This is a genomic window from Pseudomonas sp. NFACC51 (genome assembly GCF_900103575.1).
Lineage (GTDB): Bacteria > Pseudomonadota > Gammaproteobacteria > Pseudomonadales > Pseudomonadaceae > Aquipseudomonas > Aquipseudomonas fluorescens_Q.
The window spans coordinates 533,249-553,968 of record NZ_FMXH01000002.1; the positions used below are offsets into that span (position 1 = coordinate 533,249).

At 59.8% G+C, this 20,720-nt stretch carries 17 protein-coding genes; 9 read left to right on the plus strand and 8 right to left on the minus strand.

Going from position 1 to position 20,720, the window contains the following annotated elements; all coding sequences use genetic code 11:
• Nucleotide 1: 1 nt before the first annotated feature.
• From BLT00_RS06370 to BLT00_RS06395, 6 genes are all read left to right on the plus strand, one after another.
• On the plus strand, nucleotides 2-712 hold the full coding sequence (locus BLT00_RS06370; protein WP_092143527.1) for a hypothetical protein: 711 nt from the start codon (nucleotides 2-4) through the stop codon (nucleotides 710-712).
• A gap of 20 nt (nucleotides 713-732) precedes the next feature.
• Nucleotides 733-1,848: a hypothetical protein gene (locus BLT00_RS06375; protein WP_092143530.1), complete on the plus strand. Its 1,116-nt coding sequence runs from the start codon at nucleotides 733-735 to the stop codon at nucleotides 1,846-1,848.
• A gap of 71 nt (nucleotides 1,849-1,919) precedes the next feature.
• Nucleotides 1,920-2,861, plus strand: coding sequence for an exonuclease/endonuclease/phosphatase family protein (locus BLT00_RS06380; RefSeq protein ID WP_092143533.1), 942 nt, complete (start codon nucleotides 1,920-1,922; stop codon nucleotides 2,859-2,861).
• 36 nt (nucleotides 2,862-2,897) lie between these two features.
• On the plus strand, nucleotides 2,898-6,806 hold the full coding sequence (locus BLT00_RS06385; RefSeq protein WP_092143536.1) for a hypothetical protein: 3,909 nt from the start codon (nucleotides 2,898-2,900) through the stop codon (nucleotides 6,804-6,806).
• 149 nt (nucleotides 6,807-6,955) lie between these two features.
• A complete protein-coding gene (locus BLT00_RS06390; protein WP_072345188.1) occupies nucleotides 6,956-7,429 on the plus strand; it encodes a (2Fe-2S)-binding protein in 474 nt (157 codons plus the stop codon).
• Nucleotides 7,430-7,441: 12 nt separating this feature from the next.
• A complete protein-coding gene (locus BLT00_RS06395) occupies nucleotides 7,442-9,679 on the plus strand; it encodes a xanthine dehydrogenase family protein molybdopterin-binding subunit (protein ID WP_092143539.1) in 2,238 nt (745 codons plus the stop codon).
• 46 nt (nucleotides 9,680-9,725) lie between these two features.
• Here the strand turns inward: BLT00_RS06395 and BLT00_RS06400 are convergent, their stop codons facing one another.
• The 6 genes from BLT00_RS06400 to BLT00_RS06425 all read right to left on the minus strand — a co-directional run bounded on the left by BLT00_RS06400 (nucleotide 9,726) and on the right by BLT00_RS06425 (nucleotide 15,790).
• Complete coding sequence (locus tag BLT00_RS06400) at nucleotides 9,726-10,634, minus strand: AraC family transcriptional regulator (RefSeq protein ID WP_072345184.1); 909 nt, start codon at nucleotides 10,632-10,634, stop codon at nucleotides 9,726-9,728.
• A gap of 240 nt (nucleotides 10,635-10,874) precedes the next feature.
• On the minus strand, nucleotides 10,875-11,621 hold the full coding sequence (locus BLT00_RS06405; protein ID WP_072345182.1) for a YkgJ family cysteine cluster protein: 747 nt from the start codon (nucleotides 11,619-11,621) through the stop codon (nucleotides 10,875-10,877).
• A gap of 227 nt (nucleotides 11,622-11,848) precedes the next feature.
• Complete coding sequence (locus BLT00_RS06410; protein ID WP_092143542.1) at nucleotides 11,849-12,922, minus strand: alpha/beta fold hydrolase; 1,074 nt, start codon at nucleotides 12,920-12,922, stop codon at nucleotides 11,849-11,851.
• 60 nt (nucleotides 12,923-12,982) lie between these two features.
• Nucleotides 12,983-14,353, minus strand: coding sequence for an epoxide hydrolase family protein (locus tag BLT00_RS06415; RefSeq protein WP_092143545.1), 1,371 nt, complete (start codon nucleotides 14,351-14,353; stop codon nucleotides 12,983-12,985).
• Nucleotides 14,354-14,390: 37 nt separating this feature from the next.
• A complete protein-coding gene (locus tag BLT00_RS06420) occupies nucleotides 14,391-14,648 on the minus strand; it encodes a DUF2790 domain-containing protein (RefSeq protein WP_092143548.1) in 258 nt (85 codons plus the stop codon).
• A 179-nt stretch (nucleotides 14,649-14,827) separates the two neighbouring features.
• Nucleotides 14,828-15,790: an AraC family transcriptional regulator ligand-binding domain-containing protein gene (locus BLT00_RS06425; protein WP_092143745.1), complete on the minus strand. Its 963-nt coding sequence runs from the start codon at nucleotides 15,788-15,790 to the stop codon at nucleotides 14,828-14,830.
• 67 nt (nucleotides 15,791-15,857) lie between these two features.
• Between BLT00_RS06425 and BLT00_RS06430 the strand changes: the two genes are divergently transcribed.
• A complete protein-coding gene (locus tag BLT00_RS06430) occupies nucleotides 15,858-16,712 on the plus strand; it encodes a sterol desaturase family protein (protein ID WP_092143551.1) in 855 nt (284 codons plus the stop codon).
• Nucleotides 16,709-17,302 carry an NADPH-dependent FMN reductase gene (locus BLT00_RS06435; protein ID WP_092143554.1) on the plus strand — a complete coding sequence of 198 codons (594 nt, stop codon included), beginning with the start codon at nucleotides 16,709-16,711 and terminating at the stop codon, nucleotides 17,300-17,302. Before BLT00_RS06430 ends, BLT00_RS06435 begins: the two co-directional genes overlap by 4 nt.
• A gap of 28 nt (nucleotides 17,303-17,330) precedes the next feature.
• Here BLT00_RS06435 and BLT00_RS06440 read toward each other — a convergent pair whose 3' ends face one another.
• The gene (locus tag BLT00_RS06440) at nucleotides 17,331-18,842 is read right to left on the minus strand and encodes a methyl-accepting chemotaxis protein (protein WP_092143556.1); all 1,512 of its coding nucleotides are present in this window, start codon (nucleotides 18,840-18,842) and stop codon (nucleotides 17,331-17,333) included.
• Nucleotides 18,843-19,022: 180 nt separating this feature from the next.
• On the opposite strand from BLT00_RS06440, the gene BLT00_RS06445 reads away from it, so the two are divergent.
• The gene (locus tag BLT00_RS06445; protein WP_092143559.1) at nucleotides 19,023-20,171 is read left to right on the plus strand and encodes a MalY/PatB family protein; all 1,149 of its coding nucleotides are present in this window, start codon (nucleotides 19,023-19,025) and stop codon (nucleotides 20,169-20,171) included.
• 125 nt (nucleotides 20,172-20,296) lie between these two features.
• Here BLT00_RS06445 and BLT00_RS06450 read toward each other — a convergent pair whose 3' ends face one another.
• The gene (locus BLT00_RS06450) at nucleotides 20,297-20,701 is read right to left on the minus strand and encodes a VOC family protein (protein ID WP_092143562.1); all 405 of its coding nucleotides are present in this window, start codon (nucleotides 20,699-20,701) and stop codon (nucleotides 20,297-20,299) included.
• Between the last annotated feature and the right edge of the window lie 19 nt (nucleotides 20,702-20,720).

Sequence of the window (20,720 nt, forward strand, 5' to 3'; positions counted from 1 at the left end):
CATGTCCGACAGTCAACTCGTCCAATTGCTGGAAAACATGCTATTGACGCCCACCTCCGACTTCTACCTGTCCTCGATTCTCTACAACCCAGACGGTAGCGCCCTGGACCCACTGACCATCGCCGAAGTGGACCTGGGCTCATTCACGATCGAAAAGATTCCGATCGACATCGTTATCAAGAAACTGCATATCCTCGGACTGAGCAACAGCCAGGTGAAGCTCGACAATGGAACCGACCCCGAGATCGTCGTCGACGGCAGCACCGTGACCTTCCATGGCAAACAGCCCAATACACAGGATGGGTACCAACGCCCCCCCGCCGTACCCAACCAGATCCAGGCCAATGGCGAATTGCACGTCAACCTGAACCACGTCGACATGCCACCGGGTACTTTCAGCCTGACCATCAACCACGTCGATGACCTGACCGGGGTCTTCAGTGCTACCGAGGCGGTGGATGGACAGCTCGATACCGCAGTCGTCAACTTCAGCGCGTTGTCGGTCAATCCGGTCGTCGGCAATGGCAACATAACGATCGATATCGATCTGGCGACCGTCTTTAAAGCCACCATCAACCAACTGCTCAATGAGGACGCCAACCAGACGAAGCTCATCGCCGCGCTCAACGGCCAGCTCTCCAACCCCAATCTGCTCGCCAGCCTGTCGCAGGTCGCCACCACGGAAGCCCGCAAGGCCTTGGCCACTATCTGATTGAAAAAGGAGTTTCGACCATGTCCACCGATTTCATCGCGGGCCTTTCGCAATCGTTATTGAACAACGCCAGTGAATCCATTTTTCCCACCATCGCGCCCAAGCTGAGCGACACCGCAAACATCCCCGACGCGAACGCGAGTTTGACCTGGAGCGTATCTGCACCACCGACATTCAGTTTGGCCGCCAGCGGTAGCGGTCAAACTTTCATGGTCAGCATGCCGGTGGAGCTGTCCGTGACCGTGGCCGGCGGGGACCCCACCAGCAGCACAGTCGGTGCCAATGCCAGTGCACGGGCCACAGTAGATGGCAACGGTGTGGTGCGTCTATCAGTGACCGATATCAACTTTGTCACCGATGATCCGTTTGTGAACGAAATCCTGGACGCCTTGAAGAGTGATATCGCCAGCCGGGTGAACAGCCTGATATCCGCCATCGCCATACCGCTGGGGCCCGTCAACGGTATCACCTTTGCCGGATACGCCCTGTTGATCGATGGCGGCAACGCCTATGCGGCCGGCGGATTGTTCTCGCCGGTGGCGATCAGCCAAAAGCAACCGCCATCCAATGGCGGCTTCAACCTGGTACTCACCGAGCCGCTGATCCAACAGGTCGTCGCCAATCTGTGGTGGAGCACAGTACAGAAGACCTATTCGGCCAGCGGTGCCGTCGTGCATCTCAACAGTTACAGCGCTTCGGTCAACAACGGTAACCTGACGCTGACGCTCAACTTGAGCGGTAGCTACAGCTTGGGCCCGGCAGACTGGGATATATCAATCAGCCCAGTCACCGCGACGCTGCAGGTGATGGTGGATGCGCAACGTAACATCCGTATAAACGGCGGCAGTGTTTCTCGCCCATCGGTCAACATCACGCCCTCCAATTTCTGGGCGTGGATGGCAACGTTGGGCGGTGGTGTGATCTCCTCCATTACCCTGGCGATCCTCAACGATGTGGTAGGAGGTCAGATCCAGGAAACGATCCAAGGCCAGTTGGCCCAGACCCTGCTGCAAATTCCGGATCTGAGCGGCAATTTCGAAGGTTTCACTCTGCAGGTGACGCCTGAGAACCTGAACATCACAGGCGTGGGCAATCAGGTCCTGCTGACAGGTACCGCCAGCGTCACCGCCAGCTGAACGATATCCCGGCGGAACCAGCATTGACACCGCCGGGATACCGAAATCGCCTTCACATGGAGTGAACGTCCATGCCGGAAATTGCCGATTACATGTCATGGAATATTGAAAGCCTGTCCTCGAAGAAATGCGCCAAGGACGTCTTTCGCAACGTCAACGTCGCGGCCTGGATCGCCGTGCTGATCGACGAGATGCAGGCCAACGTCATCGGCGTCATGGAAGTGACGCTCGGCACGGGTGAGCAAGCGGTGCAAGTGCTGGTCCAGGCCATCAATGATCGCAAGAAGCTTGTAGGCTCAGGCAGCAAGTGGAAATACGAGGTGTCGCAGCGAAATATTGAAGTCGCCCATACGTTCGCCCGGCGCGCCGACAAGTACGCGTTGCTTTGGGACGATGCAAACGTCAGCGTCAGCAACATGGCCGTCGCCACCAGCACCAAGGTGATTTTCGCTGACCGTAATCCATTGTTCTGGAACATGCAGGCCAGAACCGCAGGCAAGCCCAAGGAACTCAACTGCCTGCTCTGGCATGCCCCCCAACCCAAGTATCACAAGAAAGATGCGACCATCCAGTTGCTGGCAAATCTCAGCGAAGAGATCGAGATCAACACGGGCAACACGGCCTTTTTGATCTCTGGCGACTTCAACTACAACACAGCCAATGCCGCTACCTATGCGCCTCTGACCAGCCTGAAGTTCTCCGGTATATTCGACGGCGAAAAAACTACCCTTACCTCGTTGAAATCGTTCGTCAATGACATCGCCAATCGCCAGAAAATGATCCAGAAAGGCGATGTTGACGACGCCTTTTTGGCAAGCGCCTACGACAACATATTCATCCGTGGCATCACCTCCAATTGGGAACTCAAGGTCTGCGTTCCCAACGTCGTCCTCCAGGAAATCATGGACAGCTTCACCTTCATGATCGTCACCCGCATGCAGCTGCAACTGGCAATGAAGAATGCCAAGATCATCAGCGACCACATGCCTATCGTCATGACTCTCGAAGAATAACCCCAGCGAACTTCGCTCTCTGATGAAGAAATGGCCATGGATATCCAAACGCTTCGCGAGAACCTCAAGATTGGGCTGGACGGGACGACAACCATCGTTGCCAGTACGGTGACCACCGCAAAATTCGCCGACTTTTACGGGCGCATTTTCGACCATCAACCGTTGACCATTTCCAATGCGAGCATCGGTCCCGACGACGCCGGCAATACAGTGCAGCGCGTCGGCACCGCCTCGCTTTTTCGCCAAGTGGCTAACGCTCCCGTAACAGCCACGTTTGTGCTCGACCCGCAAAGCGGCGACGTCACTGTCCAGTTGATGTTCACTTTGATTGGCACAGGACGAAACTGGAAATTTTCCGACAGTTTCCCGGATCTGCCCGTCAGCTTCGACTTCAGTTCCAGTGTCACCGCTCCCCAGACGTCGGCGCTGGACGATCTCACGCTGACCTCGGCATGGTTCTATGCACTGACCGATGCCACCGTCGTTGATATCGACTTGGGCTCCACCAAGACGCCAGTGTCGCTGGACGCAGGGCTCGGTTTCGCCGGCATCGTTGAGCTTAGAGGCGTACTGCTGGCGCTGGAACATCTGCTGGACGTCAACGACCGTTTCGCGATCGGCGGAAACATCGTCGAACCGTCCGTGCAGGTGTCGCCGTTGCGCGAGATCGTTAACAATTTCCCATGGAAAGAGCAAAACTCGCCGCCGGGCATCAGTCTGTTCGTGGACCTGGGACTCGACGTTTCCATTTCCGAAAAGCTTGCGCTTACCCAGACGATCTTCTCGGTCTACAGTCCTTTGAGTGCGAAATGGTGGATGGCCAACCCCAGCTATGAGCCATTCATGGCGATCAGTGGTGCGCTGACGATACCCAGTGCCGGCCTGACCGTTGAGCTGTCATCGAAGATTCCCAAGGGCACTCGCAAGCTGGTGATCACCGGAGAATTCAGCGGTTTCACCCTGAGCAATCTGGCGGACCTGCTGGACCTGGCAGGCACCTCGACGCTAATCGACTACCTGCCGGGGCCACTGCAAGACGCCCTGCATGATGCCGGCAAGCTGCAGTTGCTGGACGCGGCGATCGCGCTGACGGGGTCGGGCACCGGCCTTAGCGTCGACTATGTCTACCTGACCGTTGGTATCCCGGACGCTCAATGGAAACTGCTGGGCGATGAGTTTCTGCTCGAATCCATATCCGTTGAGTTCCATGTCACCCTGCCTTTTATCAAGCCTGCACCGGGTGCTTCGATAAATGCGTTGTTCCTGATCGGTAATGCCGCCCAAGTAAACGTTAGCGCCGGCTATCCTGATTTCTTCATTGCCGGCGAACTGGAGGACGCGGTTACGCTACCGCTGCAGGCGCTGGTCACGCGATACCTGCCTTCGATCCAGCCACCGGCCGATCTGACGATCGACATGCTGTCGGTCAACATCGATACCCAGGCCGGCTACAACTTTTACACCGAAATGGCCGACTCCCCAGGGTGGGTCATTCCACTGGGCCCGCACAACCTGGCCATCGAGGACATTCAATTCGGCTTGTCAAAAGGGCTCGGGGCGAACGCTAAGACCTCGGCTCAGTTTGCCGGCGGGCTGGTCTTCGACGACAACCTGACGCTGGCCATGTCTTACGATCCCACTCAGGGGCTAGCGTTGCGGGGTGCCCTGCCCCAAGTCACGTTGAACGGGCTGATCGGCTGGTTATGCAACGCCAAGGATGTACTGCCCAGTGGGCTTGGCGACTTGACGTTTACCGACTCGACGTTATTGATCACCAAGAACCAGGATCAATTCAAGCTTTCGTTCGGAACCCAGGTTGCCAACGCCGGCTCGCTGGCCTTCGAACTCCTGGACCAACAAGGCACCTGGGGCTTTGCTCTGGGCCTGGACTTGTCCCTGTGCAAGCTGTCGGCGCTGCCAGGACTTGCTTCCATCCAGGCGTTCCTGGATATCTTTCCCATTGCCGGCGAGCAGGTGGTGATCGTTTCCACGCTGAAGAAGTCGGATTTCACCTTTCCGGCTTTGGACCTATTTCAAAATCCGCAGATCAAGTCAAAACAGATCACTATTCCGGCCTGGTCAGGTGGACTGCAGGAAGGCTTCTACTTTTACGCGCAGACCCAATTGAAGCAAAACAGGATCCTGCAAAACCTGGCCAGGATGCTGTCCATTTCGCCAGACACTAACCTGAATGCGGGGATATTCATTGGCACCGATGCCGGCACCCAGGCACGGCTTTTCGCAAATATCAGCACGGTGATCAATCGTTCGGTAACGCTCAGCGGGGCCTTGGGCGTTCAGATACAGGCCGAACAGGTTGAGTTCTATCTGACCGCCACCGCTCGCGCCACCCTCGAGTCGCAACCGGTGCGCTTCGATGTCAGCTTGGCAGTCGTGGAAAACGGCGCATTCGTATCGGGCGACATGGTGGTTGAAAACGATAACGGCACCCTCGACTTCTCGGTATTCAAGCTCAAGAGCTTGGCGTTCGAGCTTGGCATTTCCTTCGAAGGCGAACCTTCGATCGGATTTGCCGCCGAACTGGATATAGCCGACATCGATAGCGCCTTGGCGGTGTTCATCGACACCGTGCAACCTAGCCAGTCAATGGTTGCCGGCGCTGTCAGCGACCTCAGCCTGGCCAAGGTCTTTGACGAGTTGACCGGTGCTACTGCCTCGGACTTGCCCGGTTTCCTGCGCGATGTACTCACCCAGATAGCGGTGGGTCGATTGCACAGCTTCGACAGCGACTGGCAGACCTACCACGATGCCCTGAACCATTACGACCTGGCTAAAATTCGTGAGATGTTCGCCGCCGGTGGCGTTGACCTGCCCGCCGATAGTGGCCAGATCCAGTTGATTGTGAACACACCGGACCAGATTTGGTACCTGCTCGATCTTTCCACGATGTACCACTACGAAATGCAGCGTAACGGGGGGCAGATCTCGGTGTCCCTGGAAGCCCAACTGTACGTCGTGCCTCAGCCAGTCAGCATCGCCACATTGACGTTCCCACAGGGCTTCCACATTTTTGCCGATATCCAGTTTCTGTGGATCCGAGAACAGATCAAGGTCGAGGTCATGCCGCAAAAAGGCATCGCCTTCAATGTCGAAATGGCGCCAATCGTCATCGGCAATGACAAGCTGTTCAAGCTCACGGGTGCCCAGGGCTCGAGCGGCCCTAGTGTGCTGCTGTGCACCTTCTCGGACGCCACTAACCCGCAACCGTCCTATCGAACGCCCGCATTCATGATCTCCGGTGAAGCTTATCTACTGGGTATCGGCCCGCAAATCGATATCGATATTCGAGCTGACCATTGTCACTTTGAACTCAAGGACACCACCCTCGGTGGTTCGACCTTCAACCTACAGGCCGATATCGACGGTATCGATTCAATCAACGCACAAGGTTCGGCCAGCGTCGGCATTAACGAGTCCATCGATCTTGGGCCACTCGGCACGCTGAGCATCGACGACACCATCAATGCCGACCTGGCCTTCGGCACCACAGGCCAGGGAATATTTGCCAACGCCTCGTTCAGCTTCACCTTGGCCAGCAGCACGCATGACATCGCCAGCTTCGACCTGGATGTCGACATCGGTCCTCTGGAAAATCTCCCAGGCATCCTGCTGGAGAAGATCAAACAGTTCTTTGTCGGATTGTTCCAAGACGCGAAGAAATGGTTGGAATACGTCTATCAGGGCATCCTGAAGGGCATTGAAGGGATCGAGCAAATCGGCAAGATCCTCAGAGACACCTTCAAACTTGCGTGGAAGCAGGCCGCCATCTTCCTCCAGGCTGTGGGCTATGCGGCCGAGGACGTGGAGAAGATGTTGATTGCAGTCTTCGACAAAACCGTCGAAGAAGCGCAGGAAATCGTCGACTTCCTGTACAACAGCATCAAGAATTGCGCGATGAAGAGCGGCTTGCTGGCCGTTGCATGAGAAATGCTACCGAAGGCCATTGGTAGCTCTTTCATGGCGCTCCAGTCAATTTGCAAGATTAGGCAATCATCCGCCCGGATCGTGCAATCGCTCCCAAACATAGCTTTCTATAGTTAACCAGAGCCAAACCATCCGGAGCTGGTACCCCTATGAGCGCCCTCAACATCAATGGCCGTGAATACACGGTCGACGTAGACCCAAGCACCCCGATTCTTTGGACCTTGCGCGACACGCTGGGCATGACCGGCACCAAGTTCGGCTGCGGCGCGGCGTTGTGTGGCGCTTGCACCGTGCACCTGGATGGCCAGGCCATTCGTTCCTGCGTGACGCCCATTGCCGCCGCCGAAGGCAAGAAAATCACCACCATCGAAGCGGCAACCAACGGCAGCGATCCGGTCGGTAGCGCCGTGCACGATGCATGGGTCAAGCATGATGTGGCGCAATGTGGCTACTGCCAGAGCGGCCAGATCATGAGCGCGACCGCTTTCCTCAAGGCCCAACCCAAGGGCAAGCAGCCCACGGCCGCCGAGATCGACTCGGCCATGGCCGGCAACATCTGCCGCTGTGGCACCTACGCCCGTATCCGCGCCGCGGTGGCTGATGCCGCCAAAGCCCTTGCCTGATCGGAGCAGACCATGTTGAACGAGATCTTTCCGAACGAGCGCCCTCGCGCCTTGCAACTCCTGCTTGAACGCGACGAGGCTGACAGCCCCGCTACGCTGCCGCGCCGCAGTTTTCTCAAGATCGTCGGCATCGGCGGGCTGGCCTTGGGGGCGTTTCCACACCTGGCCCTGGCGCAAGAGACCAGTGGCGCCGCTGTGCCACTCAAACCGAGCCAGCAACCCACGGCATTCGTGCAAATCGCGCCCAGCGGCGAAGTGACGGTGACCATCAACCGCCTGGAGTTCGGCCAAGGCGTGCAGACCGGCTTGCCGATGATTCTTGCCGAAGAACTCGATGCCGACTGGAGCCTGGTACGCAGTCGCAACGGCAACAGTGACGCCGCCTACATGGACCCGAATTTCGGCATCCACCTGACCGGCGGTTCCAACTCGATCAAGAACAGCTACACCCAGTACCGCGAACTCGGCGCCCGTGCCCGCGCCATGTTGCTGAGTGCCGCCGCCGCGCGCTGGAACGTGGACGTGGCGAGCCTGAGCACCCAGGCCGGCATGGTCCTCGGCCCGGCAGGCCGTAAAGCCAGCTACGGCGAGCTGGCCGAAGCCGCGATGGCGATGCCGGTGCCCGAGCAGATCACGCTCAAGGATCCCAAGGATTTCCGCATCATCGGCCAGGCTACGACACGCATCGACGCCAAGGCCAAGAGCAGCGGCCAGCAGGATTTTGGCATCGACATGCATCTGCCGGGGCAGCTCACCGCTGTCGTCGCCCGACCTCCGGTGTTCGGCGCCAAAATCGCCGCCCTGGATGACAGCGCGGCACGTGCCACGAAAGGCGTAAAAGCCGTGTTGCGCGTACCACTGGACGGCGGTGCCGAAGGTGTTGCGGTGGTCGCCGACAGTTACTGGCAGGCAAAGCTGGCACGCGACGCGCTGAAGGTGGAGTGGGATGCGAGCGCTGTAGAAAAAGTGGACAGCGAGAAACAATTGGCTCAATACCGGGAACTGGCCAACCAGCCCGGCCCACTGCACTTTGATGCCGACATGACGCCACTTGCCAGCGCGCCGCATCAACTGGACGCCGAGTTCGTGTTTCCCTACCTCGCCCATGCCCCGATGGAGCCCCTCAATTGCACCGTGCAGCTCGCCGGGGATGGCGCTCAACTGTGGGTCGGTACGCAGTTCCCCGGCGGTGACGGTGCCGCGGCCGCCAAGGTGCTGGGCCTCAAGCCAGAGCAGATCCAGGTGAACGTGCAGACCGCCGGCGGTGGTTTTGGCCGGCGCGGCGTGCCCACCAACGATTTCGTCGTACTGGCTTGCGAGGTCGCCAAGGCCGCGCGCACCGCCGGGGTCAACGCCCCTATCCGCACCCTTTGGAGCCGGGAGGACGACATCAAGGGCGGTTACTATCGGCCCATGCACCTGCACCGTGCGCGCATCGGTTTTGACGACAGCGGCAAGGTGCTCGCCTGGGACCACGCCCTGGTGGGCCAATCGATCATCACCGGCACCGTGTTTGGCGGGCGAGTGAAAAACGGCATCGACCCGACCGCCACGGAAGGCCTGCGTAATCCGTATCCGCTGCCCATGCGGCTGACGGTTCATCACCCCAAGCTCAACGTTCCCGTGCTGTGGTGGCGCAGCGTGGGCTCCACCCATACGGCGTTTGTGATGGAAACGCTGATCGACGAGATCGCCCGCACGACCAAGCAGGATCCAGTGGCCTACCGGATGAAGCTGTTTGGCGACCAGAGCCCACGCCATCGCGAGGCACTGCAATTGGCCGTGGACAAGAGTGCGTATGGCAAGCGCCAGTTGCCGGCGGGCCATGCCTGGGGCGTGGCGGTCCACGAGTCGTTCAGCTCGGTGGTGGCCTACGTCGTCGAAGCCTCGGTGCAGGACGGTCGTCCGGTGCTGCATAACGTGACGGCCGGTGTGCACTGCAACCTGGCGGTCAACCCTCGCAGTGTCGAGGCCCAGGTCCAAGGCGCGGCGCTGATGGGATTGTCGATGTGCCTGCCAGGTGGCGCGATCACGCTGAAAGATGGCGTGGTGCAACAAAGCAATTTTGCTGACTTCAGCGTGCCGCGCATTACCGACATGCCGACATTTGCCGTCCACATCGTGCCCAGCGCCGAGCCTCCTACGGGGATGGGTGAACCCGGCCTGCCGGCACTGGCCCCCGCTTTTGCCAACGCGGTGGCGAGCCTGACGGGTAAACCGTTGCGTGAGTTACCTTTCAAATTGGCGTGACAGGCGTGTGAGGCTGTCTGGCCGCAACGCCAGACAAGCCTCACGATCACAAGCGAATGCGCTTGATATCCCGCTGCGGTGGCGCGCCGAACAGGCGGCTGTATTCACGGCTGAACTGCGAGGCACTTTCATAGCCAACCAAGCCCCCTGCACTGCTCGCATCGACATTCTGGCTCAACATCAACTGCCGAGCGGCTTGTAGCCGCAGCTGCTTCTGGTATTGCAACGGACTCATTCCGGTCACGGTGCGAAAATGCTGGCGAAACGTGGATGGACTCATGTGCGCTTGTGCCGCCAGATCGTCCATACGCAACGCCTGGCGAAAATTCAGTTTCAGCCAGGCAACCGTCTTGGCGATGTGCTGGCTGGGTGACCCGGCAGCGATCACATGCAGCAACTGTGGCGCGTGGGCACCGCTCAACAGGCGCGCGATGATCTCTTCCTTGATCAGCGGAGCGACTGTCTCAAGCAGCGACGGTTCCTCCAGCAGGTCTATCAAGCGTCGCAGGGCGTCCAGCACCCTGGTATCCAGCGCTTGTACGGTAACCGGTCGAAACGCGTCGTCCCTCATGCGTTGTGACAACTGCATGCGCTCGGCCACTTGCATCACCATCGTGCTGTCGAATCTCAGCATCATGCCCAGGAACGGCTTGGCGACGCTGGCTTGGGAGATGTGGGAAATGACCGGCAGATCCACGCAGGTCACCATCGACTGGCCCGGCGCGTAAGTCAGTATCTCGTCCCCGAGCATGGCTTGCTTGCGGCCCTGCAAGGTCACGCCGAGACCCAGGCCATAGATGCAGTGCGTCGGCGCGGTGATCGCGTTGCGCCGATGCAGGCTCAAGCCGGCAATGGCGGTGATCTGGTCGCCCTCGCTGGGCACAAGCTGGCTGACCGAACCGGCCAGGCGACTGATGTCGCTGACGCCCTGGTCGCAGTTGAAGTCGGTGTGCACATTTCACTCCTTGGAAACATCGGACCCACGGCTTGGTGATGCGAACACTGTTCGCCATCACCGTAAGTCGTTGATCAATATGGACGCAGTATGCTGGGTCGGCGGTTCGAGTCGCTTGCCTGATTGACGCAATTTCTTACTCGATTTAACGATCCCTAGCTCGCATCAGTCACCTCGGGCCAGAAATGACAATATGTTTCAGGAGTTTGGGGGGCACAAAGTGATGGTTTGGCTGGGTGCCTAAAGATTCTGGAAGATATAGCCGGTTGACCGTTGATCATCCAGCGCGACCCCCACTTGCAGCAGGCGTTGGGCCAGGGCCGGCGTTTCGACCCGCACTTTCCAATCCAGGCCTGTCGGTGCCACGGGGGCGCGATCGTAGCGAATGATCGCTTCAGTCAACTGCGCCCTATCAGGCAAGTACACCGCCAACGCGTTGCCCTTCCAGGCGGCGACGTTCATGCCCATCGCTTCACACAGCGCAATCTTGGCCTGGGCATCGTCCCTGTCCGCCTGGCGGGAGCGTTCGATCTGATCGGCCAGGATCGGATCGACAACGCGGTCGCTGAACAAGACCTCGCCCGTCTCCCAGACCTCAGGCGGACAGACCTTGTCGGCAGGACGCAAGGCAATGAGCGGATTGATTTCCATCGGATAGATTCGACAGACCAGCGGGCGCTCTTCATAGATGCCGCAACGACCATCGTCGCCGAGATTGCGGCACTGCGTCAGCGCATTGCCCGCCAGTACCGCCACGACTCGAATCTGGGCATCGCCACTGGTGACGGCCACGGCCCGTTGGGCGCTGTGGGCGAATTGCCTAGGCTCGGAAGGCCAGGTTGACTCATCGAACGCCTCCAGTATGACCGCTACCTCATGTCCGCGGTGTAGCCACTGCCTTGCCTCATCCAACGTCAGTGGAATCAGCCGCCCCTTGCAGCAGATCCCGCAGCCGTTGCAGGCAAAGCGGATCGTGTTGTTTTCCATATCAAGCACTCGCACACGTGTTTTCGATGGCCTACAGAAGTCCCCGCCACTCGGATACCGCTGTGGCAGGGCCTCAGGGCCGCGAGAGTATGTGGAGCGAAACGCCTATCCGGTTGCCGGATTCGCCGGCATGTTTGCCTGATCCAAGGTGATTTGAGGTATCAGCCTTTGGGAGGCGAACCCGTTGTTTCGGGTTCCCCTTCACTTCAGATGCCGGGAACGCGGCCTCACTGGAGGTGATCGGCGTCGATCACGGCCTGGGCGAACGCCCGCGGTGCTTCTTGCGGCAAGTTGTGGCCGACACCGCCATCGATCAGGCGATGTTCGTATTGGCCAGTGAAACGCTTGGCATAGGCTTCGGCGGGCGGATGAGGAGCGCCATTGGCATCACCCTCCAAGGTGATGGTCGGCACGCTGATCGACGGGAACGTCGCCAGTTTCTTTTCCAGTGCATCGTATTTGGCCTCGCCCTTGACCAGGCCCAGGCGCCAGCGATAGTTGAAGATTGAAACGGCGACATGATCGGGGTTCTGCAAAGCGGCGGCACTGCGCTCATACGTTGCGTCATCGAAGTTCCACTTGGGCGACGCCAGCTTCCAGATCAGTTTGGCGAAGTCGTGGGTGTTTTTCTCGTAACCGAGGCGGCCGCGCTCGGTCGCAAAGTAGAACTGATACCACCACTGCAGTTCGGCGGCCGGTGGTAGCGGTGTCTTGCCGGCCTCCTGGCTGCCGATCAGGTAGCCACTCACCGCCACCAGCGCCTTCACCCGCTCCGGCCAAAGGGCCGCGACAATGTCGGCGGTGCGTGCGCCCCAGTCGTAACCGCCGAGCACGGCCTGCTTGATCTTCAGCGCGTCCATGAAATCAATCAGATCGCTTGCCAGTGCAGAAGGCTGGCCGTTGCGCAGGGTCTTGGCCGACAGGAAGCGCGTGTCGCCATAACCGCGGGCGTACGGAATCAGCACGCGATAGCCCTTCTCTGCCAGCGCTGGCGCCACATCCGCGTAGCTGTGAATGTCATAGGGCCAACCATGCAGCAGGATGACCACCGGCCCATCGGCGGGACCGACCTCGGCATAGGAAACGTCCAACAGGCCAGCCTTGACGTGCTTCAGCGGCCCGAACGAGGTGTGACTGCCCGGTGTAATGGCGCCGATGGTGCTGGCAGGTATATCGGCGGCGTTAGCCTGCGACGAAGCGAAGCCCAAGGCGCCCAATTGCATCATCGCGAACACCAGGAGGGCTGGGGTGAAGAAGCGACCATGGCGCGCTGCGGATGGGTGGTTCAGAGTCGTGTCCATGTGAATCTCTCTAACGAATGGCGGGTGAGCGGCTCACGGTTCTGAGCCGCCAGGAAAGGTTTAATGAGCGGTCTGGGCGACGGTGTCTTTCGCGGCGCTACGCAATGGCCGGAATGCCTCGCGCAACTCTTCGCTGAACAATTGCGGCTGCTCCCAGGCAGCGAAATGGCCGCCCTTGCTGACTTCGTTGAAGTAGGACAGCGATGGGTAGGCGCGCTGGGCCCAGGTTTTCGGTGCGCGGTAGATTTCGTGGGGGAACACGGTGATCGCTACCGGGACCTTGATGTCAGCGGTTTTTTGCGCCACCGCACTGAAGTTATTGTTGTTGTTCTCCCAATAGAAACGGGAGGACGATGCGCCGGTGTCGGTCAGCCAGTACAGGCTGATGTCGTCGAGCATTTCATCGCGACTGAGCACACGCTCCGGCTTGCCTTCGCTGTCACTCCAGGCGGCAAATTTCTCGTACATCCATGCCGCTGTGCCCGAGGGCGAATCTGCCAGCAGGTAACCGATGGTCTGCGGCCGGGTCACCATCATTGCGCCGTAGGCTGCATTGCGGCCGAAGAAGCTGCTCAGCGAGTTGTAGGCAGTGCGTTCTGGAGCGCTCAACCCGGCCGGTGCCGGTTCGCCGCTGTTGATCGGCTTCACCAGCTCCGGCGGCACGGTCGCCGGCATGTTCAAATGGATACCCAGCAAACCGGGCGGCGCCAGGCGGCCCAAGGCGTCGGAGATGACCGACCCATGATCACCGCCCTGGGACACGTAATGGGTGTAGCCCAAGCGTTTCATCAGCACGTCCCAGGCCTTGGCCACGCGGTCCGGGCCCCAGCCCAACTCGGTCGGCTTGCCGGAAAAGCCGTGACCTGGAATCGACGGAATCACGACGTCGAAAGAGTCCTCGGCACGCCCCCCGTAGGCGGTCGGATCGGTCAACGGGCCGATGGTCTTGAGGAACTCGAATTGCGAACCCGGCCAGCCATGGGTAAGGATCAGCGGCATGGCGTTGGGATTGCGCGAACGCACATGAATGAACTGGATGTCGACACCATCGATCGTGGTGATGAACTCGGGCAATGCATTGAGCCTGGCCTCGGCCTTGCGCCAGTCATAACCGTTGCCCCAATACTTCACCAAGTCCTGTACCTGGGCCAGTTGCACGCCCTGGGAAACGTCATTGACGGTTTCCTTGTCCGGCCAACGGGCGTCGGCAATGCGCGTGCGCAGTTCGGCCAGCTTCGCGTCATCGACATGGATGCGGTATGGGCGGATGGCCTCGGATTGAGACGATTGAACCGTACTGGCTGGCGCGACCGCGGCGGTGGCCGCCCAGGCTCCCGGGCTGGCAGCGAGCAGTGCGAGACTGAGCGCACTGCCCCTGGCGGTGTGAACCAGGCAACGGTGCCAGGCGCAAACGGATGAAATTGCAAGCATGATGACTCTCCTTGAGTGAGTGGCCCACGGACCTGGATCAATTGTCCTGAGCGCAGTCCTGGGCGACGGCGTCGTAGTCCAGTGCCTGGATCTGGCCGGCCGAGTCCAAATAGGTCATGCGTGTCTCCACGACGCCGCAGCCCGAGCCTTGCTTGACCGAAAGCACCTTGGCGACATCCAGGTGGTCGCCATACATGTAGGTGTGAGGCTTGATGCTGTCTTGGGCATTGGCCACGACAGCGCCAAGGCTCAGTGCGGCAAACAAGGAAGCGATGCCGAGGTTTTTCCAGTTCATGATGTTATCTCCGACGTGGGGTGAGCCAGTGAGACGGCTGGGGCTGTCTCGGTGGGCTCATTTGACGTCGGCCAGGTATCGCGCATGTGTCAGCGACGGCCTTGAATGAAATCGTCCGTATCAACAATGGCCTTGGATACACAGAGATACATTCGTATCGGGAGGGCTCGCTGATTGCCTTACTTCACCGCACGCCATCTGCTTCGTGCATGCAGGTACGCGGTCGTATCGCTGTAACCCAGCTGAGCGGCAATCTGCGCCGGGGATTCGCCCTGCATTTCCAAAAGCAACTCCAGTTCGCCGCGAACCTGGTCGAGCAACTGCCTGAAGGTCGTGCCTTGTTCCTCAAGGCGCCTGCGCAAGGTTCTCGGCGTCTGGTGCAGTGCTTGCGCCAGATCGACCAGCGTTGGCGTTTCGCCTTTGGCCAATGATCGCCGAACACCGTCGGCCAGCCTGGCCGACCAGCCGGTGAAACTGCGGTGCGCGGCGACCCGGCGGTCGAGTTCCTGGGTCAACAGCTCCAACATGCCGTGATGACGCGTCTGCATCGGCAGGCGTGCGCTTGGGGCATCGAAATAGAAACGGTTGTCCGGGCAGTCGAACTCGATACGGTCTCCAAACCATTGGCTGTACTGTTGGTAATACGAGGGCCGCGAATGGGCGAATCTGGCGAGAATCGGCTGTATGTCCTGTCCCGTTCCTCGCCGTAATTGCGTAACGGCCATTACGCCATAGTGCTCTACGACGTACCGCGCCAAATCCCCCGGCGCATCGACACTCAACTCGACGCCCAGGCCGTTTTCGTCATTGAGCAAGCGCACCGTATCCGTATCCGAGGCGAGCGCGGCGTAGCGTGCCCAAAGCTGCATGGCCGACAAGACGTCAGGGCTGTACAGGCAAAGATAAGCCAGGACGTGCCAGTCCTGAGGCGTAAATAGCGCAAACAGTTTCAAGCCGATCGCCGGATCGACGCGCGCCGCTTCGCGCCAGAGCTGATCCAGCTCGATCAGGTTGTAGTCTTTTTGCCTCCCTCCAGCGTGACTGTCCAGGAAACGCTCCAGCACCTGGCCCAATTTGCCCCGGTGAAAGCGTTGGGGTGAACGATTGACCGCTTCTCGCTCGATTCTGTCCGTTTCGCGCATTGGGAGGGCTGACTCGCTGGCTTCTAATGAAATGGCATTGCCCGCTGGGGCCTTAATCGAGAGTGCCATGAATACAACAATGCTCGCCAATAATCCTTCTGTCGTCGTGGCCGGGATATTCCTCGCCTTCATTTTGCTGGAACTTGCTTGCTCGGCCTTGCGCCAGTCATCGGGCGGCAGGCGTGATGTACTGATTGAAGTCATCGGCTCCGGGATCCTGGTCGCAATCACCTTCCCCGCCGTCATGTGGCTGAGCGGCAAGTTGCTCAGCCTGGTTGCCCCGCAGATGAAGGACGCGCTGGTGGCGATCCCCTGGGTCGCCGGGTTCGTGTTGTTCCTGTTGCTGGACGACATGACTCAATACTGGTGGCATCGCCTGACTCACCGGGTTCCCGCCCTCTATGCGTTGCATCGCGCCCATCATTCCGCGCCCTACATGAGTGTCCGGATCGTTTACCGCAACAACAGTTTTTATTACCTGCTCATGCCCGGGATCTGGCTGTCCGGCATGCTGATCTACCTGGGCCTCGCGCCGGTCTACTACGTTTACCTGATCATCAAGATGACTGTTATTTTCGCGGCGCACAGCAGTGTTGCATGGGATGACAAGCTTTATGGGGTTCGTGGTTTGCGGCCCGTGGTCTGGCTTCTGGAGCGGATAATTTCCACCCCATCCACCCACTCTGCTCACCATGGCTTGACGGCCGAGGACGGTGTCACTCATTACAAAGGCAACTTCGGCAACCTGTTGTTTCTATGGGATGTGCTGTTCGGGACGGCAAAAATCACGCGCCGACGCCCGCCAGCCTACGGAATCGAGCACCTGTCACCGATCAGTTGGCAAGAGGAATTGTTCTGGCCCGTCGTGCGCTCACGCCGTACCGCGCCCAAGGCCAGCGCACAACCGGAGGTGACGCAATGAGGCGCCACATCGTTGTGCTGTCGGGTTCCAACCGCGGGGACAGTCAGTCGCTCAAAGTGGCGCGTTATCTGCGCCAGCGACTAACGGATCTCAACCTGTGCGACGCCAGCGACTTGATTGACCTGGCCGCCTGCCGATTGCCGCTTTGGCCGGAAAAAGACTGCAATGAGGTGTGGCGTGCCCAACAATCGATCCTTGCCAAAGCCACAGCACTGATCGTGATCAGCCCGGAGTGGAATGGCATGGCCTGCCCCGCGCTGAAGAACTTCTTCCTCTATGCCGGGACCAAGGAGCTCGGGCACAAACCCGCGCTGTTGGTGGGCGTCTCGGCTGGACTTGGCGGCGCCTATCCCATCGCCGAGCTGCGTGCGTCGAGCTACAAGAATTGCCGGATTATGTATTTGCCGGAACAGCTGATCATTCGGCAGGTGGAGTCGATGCTCAACGGCCAGGAGCCGGCCCACGAAGACGACAATCGCATTCGGGGGCGGGCTGATTGGGCGTTGCGCATGCTCTGCCAGTACGAAGTTGCGTTTCGCGAGATACGGCTGACCCTCGAACATCCTCCGGCGTTTGCTACCGGTATGTAGGCGCGGTGGTCACTGCAGATCCTGCCGCTCAGAGCGTCCCGGCTTTGCCATGAAACGCTTGCCCCAACACCGCCAAACGCTCTGCCAACGGCGGCAAGCACTGACTGCTGCGAGTCAGGATGCCAATGTTGTCGGCGTTGCGCTCAGCCACGGCCTGGACGCTCTGCAAGCGCTCATTGATCCCCATCGACGCCTTGGATTGTTCCTGGGTGGTAGTGGCGATCAGGTCGTTGAAATGGTTGATCACTGCGATGTCTTCCACCACGGCGTGGAGCAGTTGTGAAGCGAGTTGGCTGGCGGACACGCAGCGCGCCACTCCATCCCGGCTGTCTTGCATGGCGACAGCGGCCTGGCGGCTGCCCTGCTGTAGCTTGGCGATGATCTGCTGGATTTGCGTGGTGGACGTCGAGGTCTTTTGGGACAGGGTCCGGACTTCGTCGGCCACCACCGCGAAACCACGGCCCTGCTCGCCGGCCCGAGCGGCTTCGATGGCCGCGTTGAGGGCCAGCAGGTTGGTTTGTTCGGCGATACCATTGATCACATCCAGCACCTGGCCGATCTGTTGCGCCTGTTCAGCCAGGACTTGCACGGTTTCGTTGGTCAGGTTGATGCGCCCGGCCAGCTCGACGATCTCTTCTCGGGTCTGGTCAACCGTGCTGCGCCCGCGGTTGACCTGCTCGTTGGCCTGGCCGGCACGCTGCAAGGTCTGGTCGACATGGCCGGCGATGTTCTCCATGGCCTGGACCAGATGGCTGATCGCTCCGCTCATCTGCGCCACTTCATCGAGTTGGTGGCGGGCGCCGGTTTCCAGGGTCTGGCCGACTTGGGACAGGTCCTGGCCCAGGTCCGAGAGGTTTCGGGTGTCGCGCACCACGCCGTCCACCAGTTGGGTGACCTGCTGGAGGAAATGATCGAAACGCTCGCTCGACGAGACCTTGACGCCCTCGTTGTGCTGCCTGCCAGCGTCGTTGCTCAATTGCGCGGCCGCCACCAGAACCTTATCGAGCACATCCTGGTTTTCCGTGGCGTCGGCCAGGCTCTGGTTCGCCAGGTAAATCAGGATCACACTTTCCACTACCACGTAGAACGCGTGGAGAAAGACCATCGACCAGCCACCGTGGGTATCCATCACGAACACCGGATAACCCTGGTGTTGGAGCCAGTGAAAACCGAGGTGATGAACCGCAATGGTGGCGGCGGCCACGACAATCGGCAGCCAGTCACGGTAGAACGTCAACACGGCCAGCAGCACGAAGATCCCGAAGTGGAATTCGATCACACCCTGGGTCTGGTTGATGTGCAATGCCGCCATGACCATCAACGCCACCGCGATAATACAGCGCATGGCCCGAGTGCCCACCAGGACGCGATAAAGCGCGGTGCTCGCCACGCAGGTTGTCGCTCCGACCAGCAGCGCCTGGGTAAACGTCGAGTGCAGGAATGCCAGGCTCAGGGAATACAACAACGTGAGCCAAAGCAGCCCCAACATGATGCGATCGGCTCTACGGTGGTGATCGTTAAAGCGCACGGGCGATGTCATGGGGGTCGTCCTTTTCAAAGGCCTGGAGGGTCCGTTACCAATGCCGTTCACGTCTTGGGGGCGTTTCGACAGTGAACTGTAACTGATTATCATCAGTTGGTGGCACTACGCCATCAAGCTTTTCTCACTGGCCTTTGCTTTATGATGTTCGCCATCTCATGACTGACTGATGGAACCCCCATGACTTTCGATTTCGACACGGTATTGGAACGCCACGGCACCGGCAGTACCAAATGGAGCCGCTACCCGGCCGATGTGTTGCCGATGTGGGTCGCCGATATGGACTTCCCCGCCCCACCCGTGATCATCGACGCGCTGCACAAGCGCCTGGAACATCCGATGCTGGGCTACAGCGTGGCCCAGGACGATCTGCGCGCCGCCGTCGTGGCCGATCTGTGGAGCAAGTACGCCTGGCGCGTCGAGCCCCAGCAGATTGTGTTCCTGCCGGGTGTCGAGCCGGGCTTCAACATGGCCCTACATGCCTTGGTAGCGCCCCAGCAGAATGTCGTGGTGCAGGTGCCCAACTACCCGCCGCTGCGCAACGCCCCAGGTCACTGGCAGTTGAACAAAGTGGAATTGCCATTCCACCCGGTCAACGGTGAATTCCACACGCCATTGGCTGCGTTGCGCGAGGCCTTGCAGGGCGGTGGCGCGCTGTTGCTGAGCAATCCTCACAACCCGTTGGGCAAGGTGTTTGACCGCCAGGAACTCAAGGCCGTGGCAGACATCTGCCTGGAGCAGGACGCCTGGATCATCTCCGACGAAATCCATGCCGAACTGTGCTTCGACGGCCGTGTGCACATTCCAACCGCCTCCCTCAGCCCGGAGATTGCCGAGCGCACCATCACCCTGATGTCCGCCAGCAAGGCCTTCAATATCGCCGGGTTGAAGACCTCGTTCGCCATTATCCAGAACACCAAGCTGCGCGAACGGGTCAACAGCGCCCGGGCCGGCATGGTCGACAGCGTCAATGCCCTGGGCCTTGAAGCGACCCGTGCGGCCTATAGCGAAGCCGGTCCGTGGCTAGAGGCCCTGAAGGCGTACCTGCAAGCCAACCGCGATTACCTGGTCGATGCAGTGAACACTCGCCTGCCGGGCATCACCATGACCGTACCCCAGGGCACTTACCTGGCTTGGCTGGATTGCTCCGGGTTGGGACTGGATGACCCGCAGGGCTTCTTCCTGAAAGAAGCCAAGGTGGGGCTGAGTGCCGGCCTGGATTTTGGCGACGACGCCGGTCAGTTCGTGCGCTTGAACTTCGGCTGCCCGCGGGCACTGCTGGAGGAAGGGATCACGCGGATGGAGCGCAGCCTGAAGGCCAGGGGCTGATCCTGTGGCGAGGGAGCTTGCTCCCGCTGGCCTGCGAAGCAGCCCTCAGATAGGGGCCGCTACGCGCCCCAGCGGGAGCAAGCTCCCTCGCCACACAAGCTCCTGGCCGCAATGGGGTCTGTGCTTTATTCATGCATATCCGGCGCATGGACAAAGCACAGCTTGTTGCCCTCCGGATCGCGGCAATAGGCCCCGAAATAGCCTTCGCAATACTGCGGCCTCGGGCCGGGAGCGCCTTCGTCAGAGCCGCCCATGGCAATCGCCTGCTCCCAGGCAGCGCGCACGGTTTGCGGGGAGTCCGCGGCGAAGCTCACTTGCATGCCATTGCCCCACGTAGCGGGCAGGCCATTGAAAGGCAACTGGACGAAAACCTGGGGCCAATGCTTGCCGGGCTGACGCCAGCCTTCTCCCGGCGGGCCCGAATCATTTTCGCCCTCGATACGCTCCAGCCCCAGGCAGCCGAGGACTGCATCATAAAAAGCGACCATTGTCGGCAGGTCGCGCGCGCCGATCTGTATGTGGCTGAACATTGCCCTGCTCCTTAAACGA

Bases quoted from the DNA above. Each gene is read 5' to 3' on its own strand.
- BLT00_RS06425 (WP_092143745.1), bottom strand. From the start codon at position 15,790: ATGCGCGAAACGGACAGAATCGAGCGAGAAGCGGTCAATCGTTCACCC.
- BLT00_RS06370 (WP_092143527.1), top strand. From the start codon at position 2: ATGTCCGACAGTCAACTCGTCCAATTGCTGGAAAACATGCTATTGACG.
- BLT00_RS06385 (WP_092143536.1), top strand. From the start codon at position 2,898: ATGGATATCCAAACGCTTCGCGAGAACCTCAAGATTGGGCTGGACGGG.
- BLT00_RS06380 (WP_092143533.1), top strand. From the start codon at position 1,920: ATGCCGGAAATTGCCGATTACATGTCATGGAATATTGAAAGCCTGTCC.
- BLT00_RS06415 (WP_092143545.1), bottom strand. From the start codon at position 14,353: ATGCTTGCAATTTCATCCGTTTGCGCCTGGCACCGTTGCCTGGTTCAC.
- BLT00_RS06440 (WP_092143556.1), bottom strand. From the start codon at position 18,842: ATGACATCGCCCGTGCGCTTTAACGATCACCACCGTAGAGCCGATCGC.
- BLT00_RS06390 (WP_072345188.1), top strand. From the start codon at position 6,956: ATGAGCGCCCTCAACATCAATGGCCGTGAATACACGGTCGACGTAGAC.
- BLT00_RS06435 (WP_092143554.1), top strand. From the start codon at position 16,709: ATGAGGCGCCACATCGTTGTGCTGTCGGGTTCCAACCGCGGGGACAGT.
- BLT00_RS06410 (WP_092143542.1), bottom strand. From the start codon at position 12,922: ATGGACACGACTCTGAACCACCCATCCGCAGCGCGCCATGGTCGCTTC.
- BLT00_RS06450 (WP_092143562.1), bottom strand. From the start codon at position 20,701: ATGTTCAGCCACATACAGATCGGCGCGCGCGACCTGCCGACAATGGTC.
- BLT00_RS06375 (WP_092143530.1), top strand. From the start codon at position 733: ATGTCCACCGATTTCATCGCGGGCCTTTCGCAATCGTTATTGAACAAC.
- BLT00_RS06405 (WP_072345182.1), bottom strand. From the start codon at position 11,621: ATGGAAAACAACACGATCCGCTTTGCCTGCAACGGCTGCGGGATCTGC.
- BLT00_RS06420 (WP_092143548.1), bottom strand. From the start codon at position 14,648: ATGAACTGGAAAAACCTCGGCATCGCTTCCTTGTTTGCCGCACTGAGC.
- BLT00_RS06430 (WP_092143551.1), top strand. From the start codon at position 15,858: ATGAATACAACAATGCTCGCCAATAATCCTTCTGTCGTCGTGGCCGGG.
- BLT00_RS06395 (WP_092143539.1), top strand. From the start codon at position 7,442: ATGTTGAACGAGATCTTTCCGAACGAGCGCCCTCGCGCCTTGCAACTC.
- BLT00_RS06445 (WP_092143559.1), top strand. From the start codon at position 19,023: ATGACTTTCGATTTCGACACGGTATTGGAACGCCACGGCACCGGCAGT.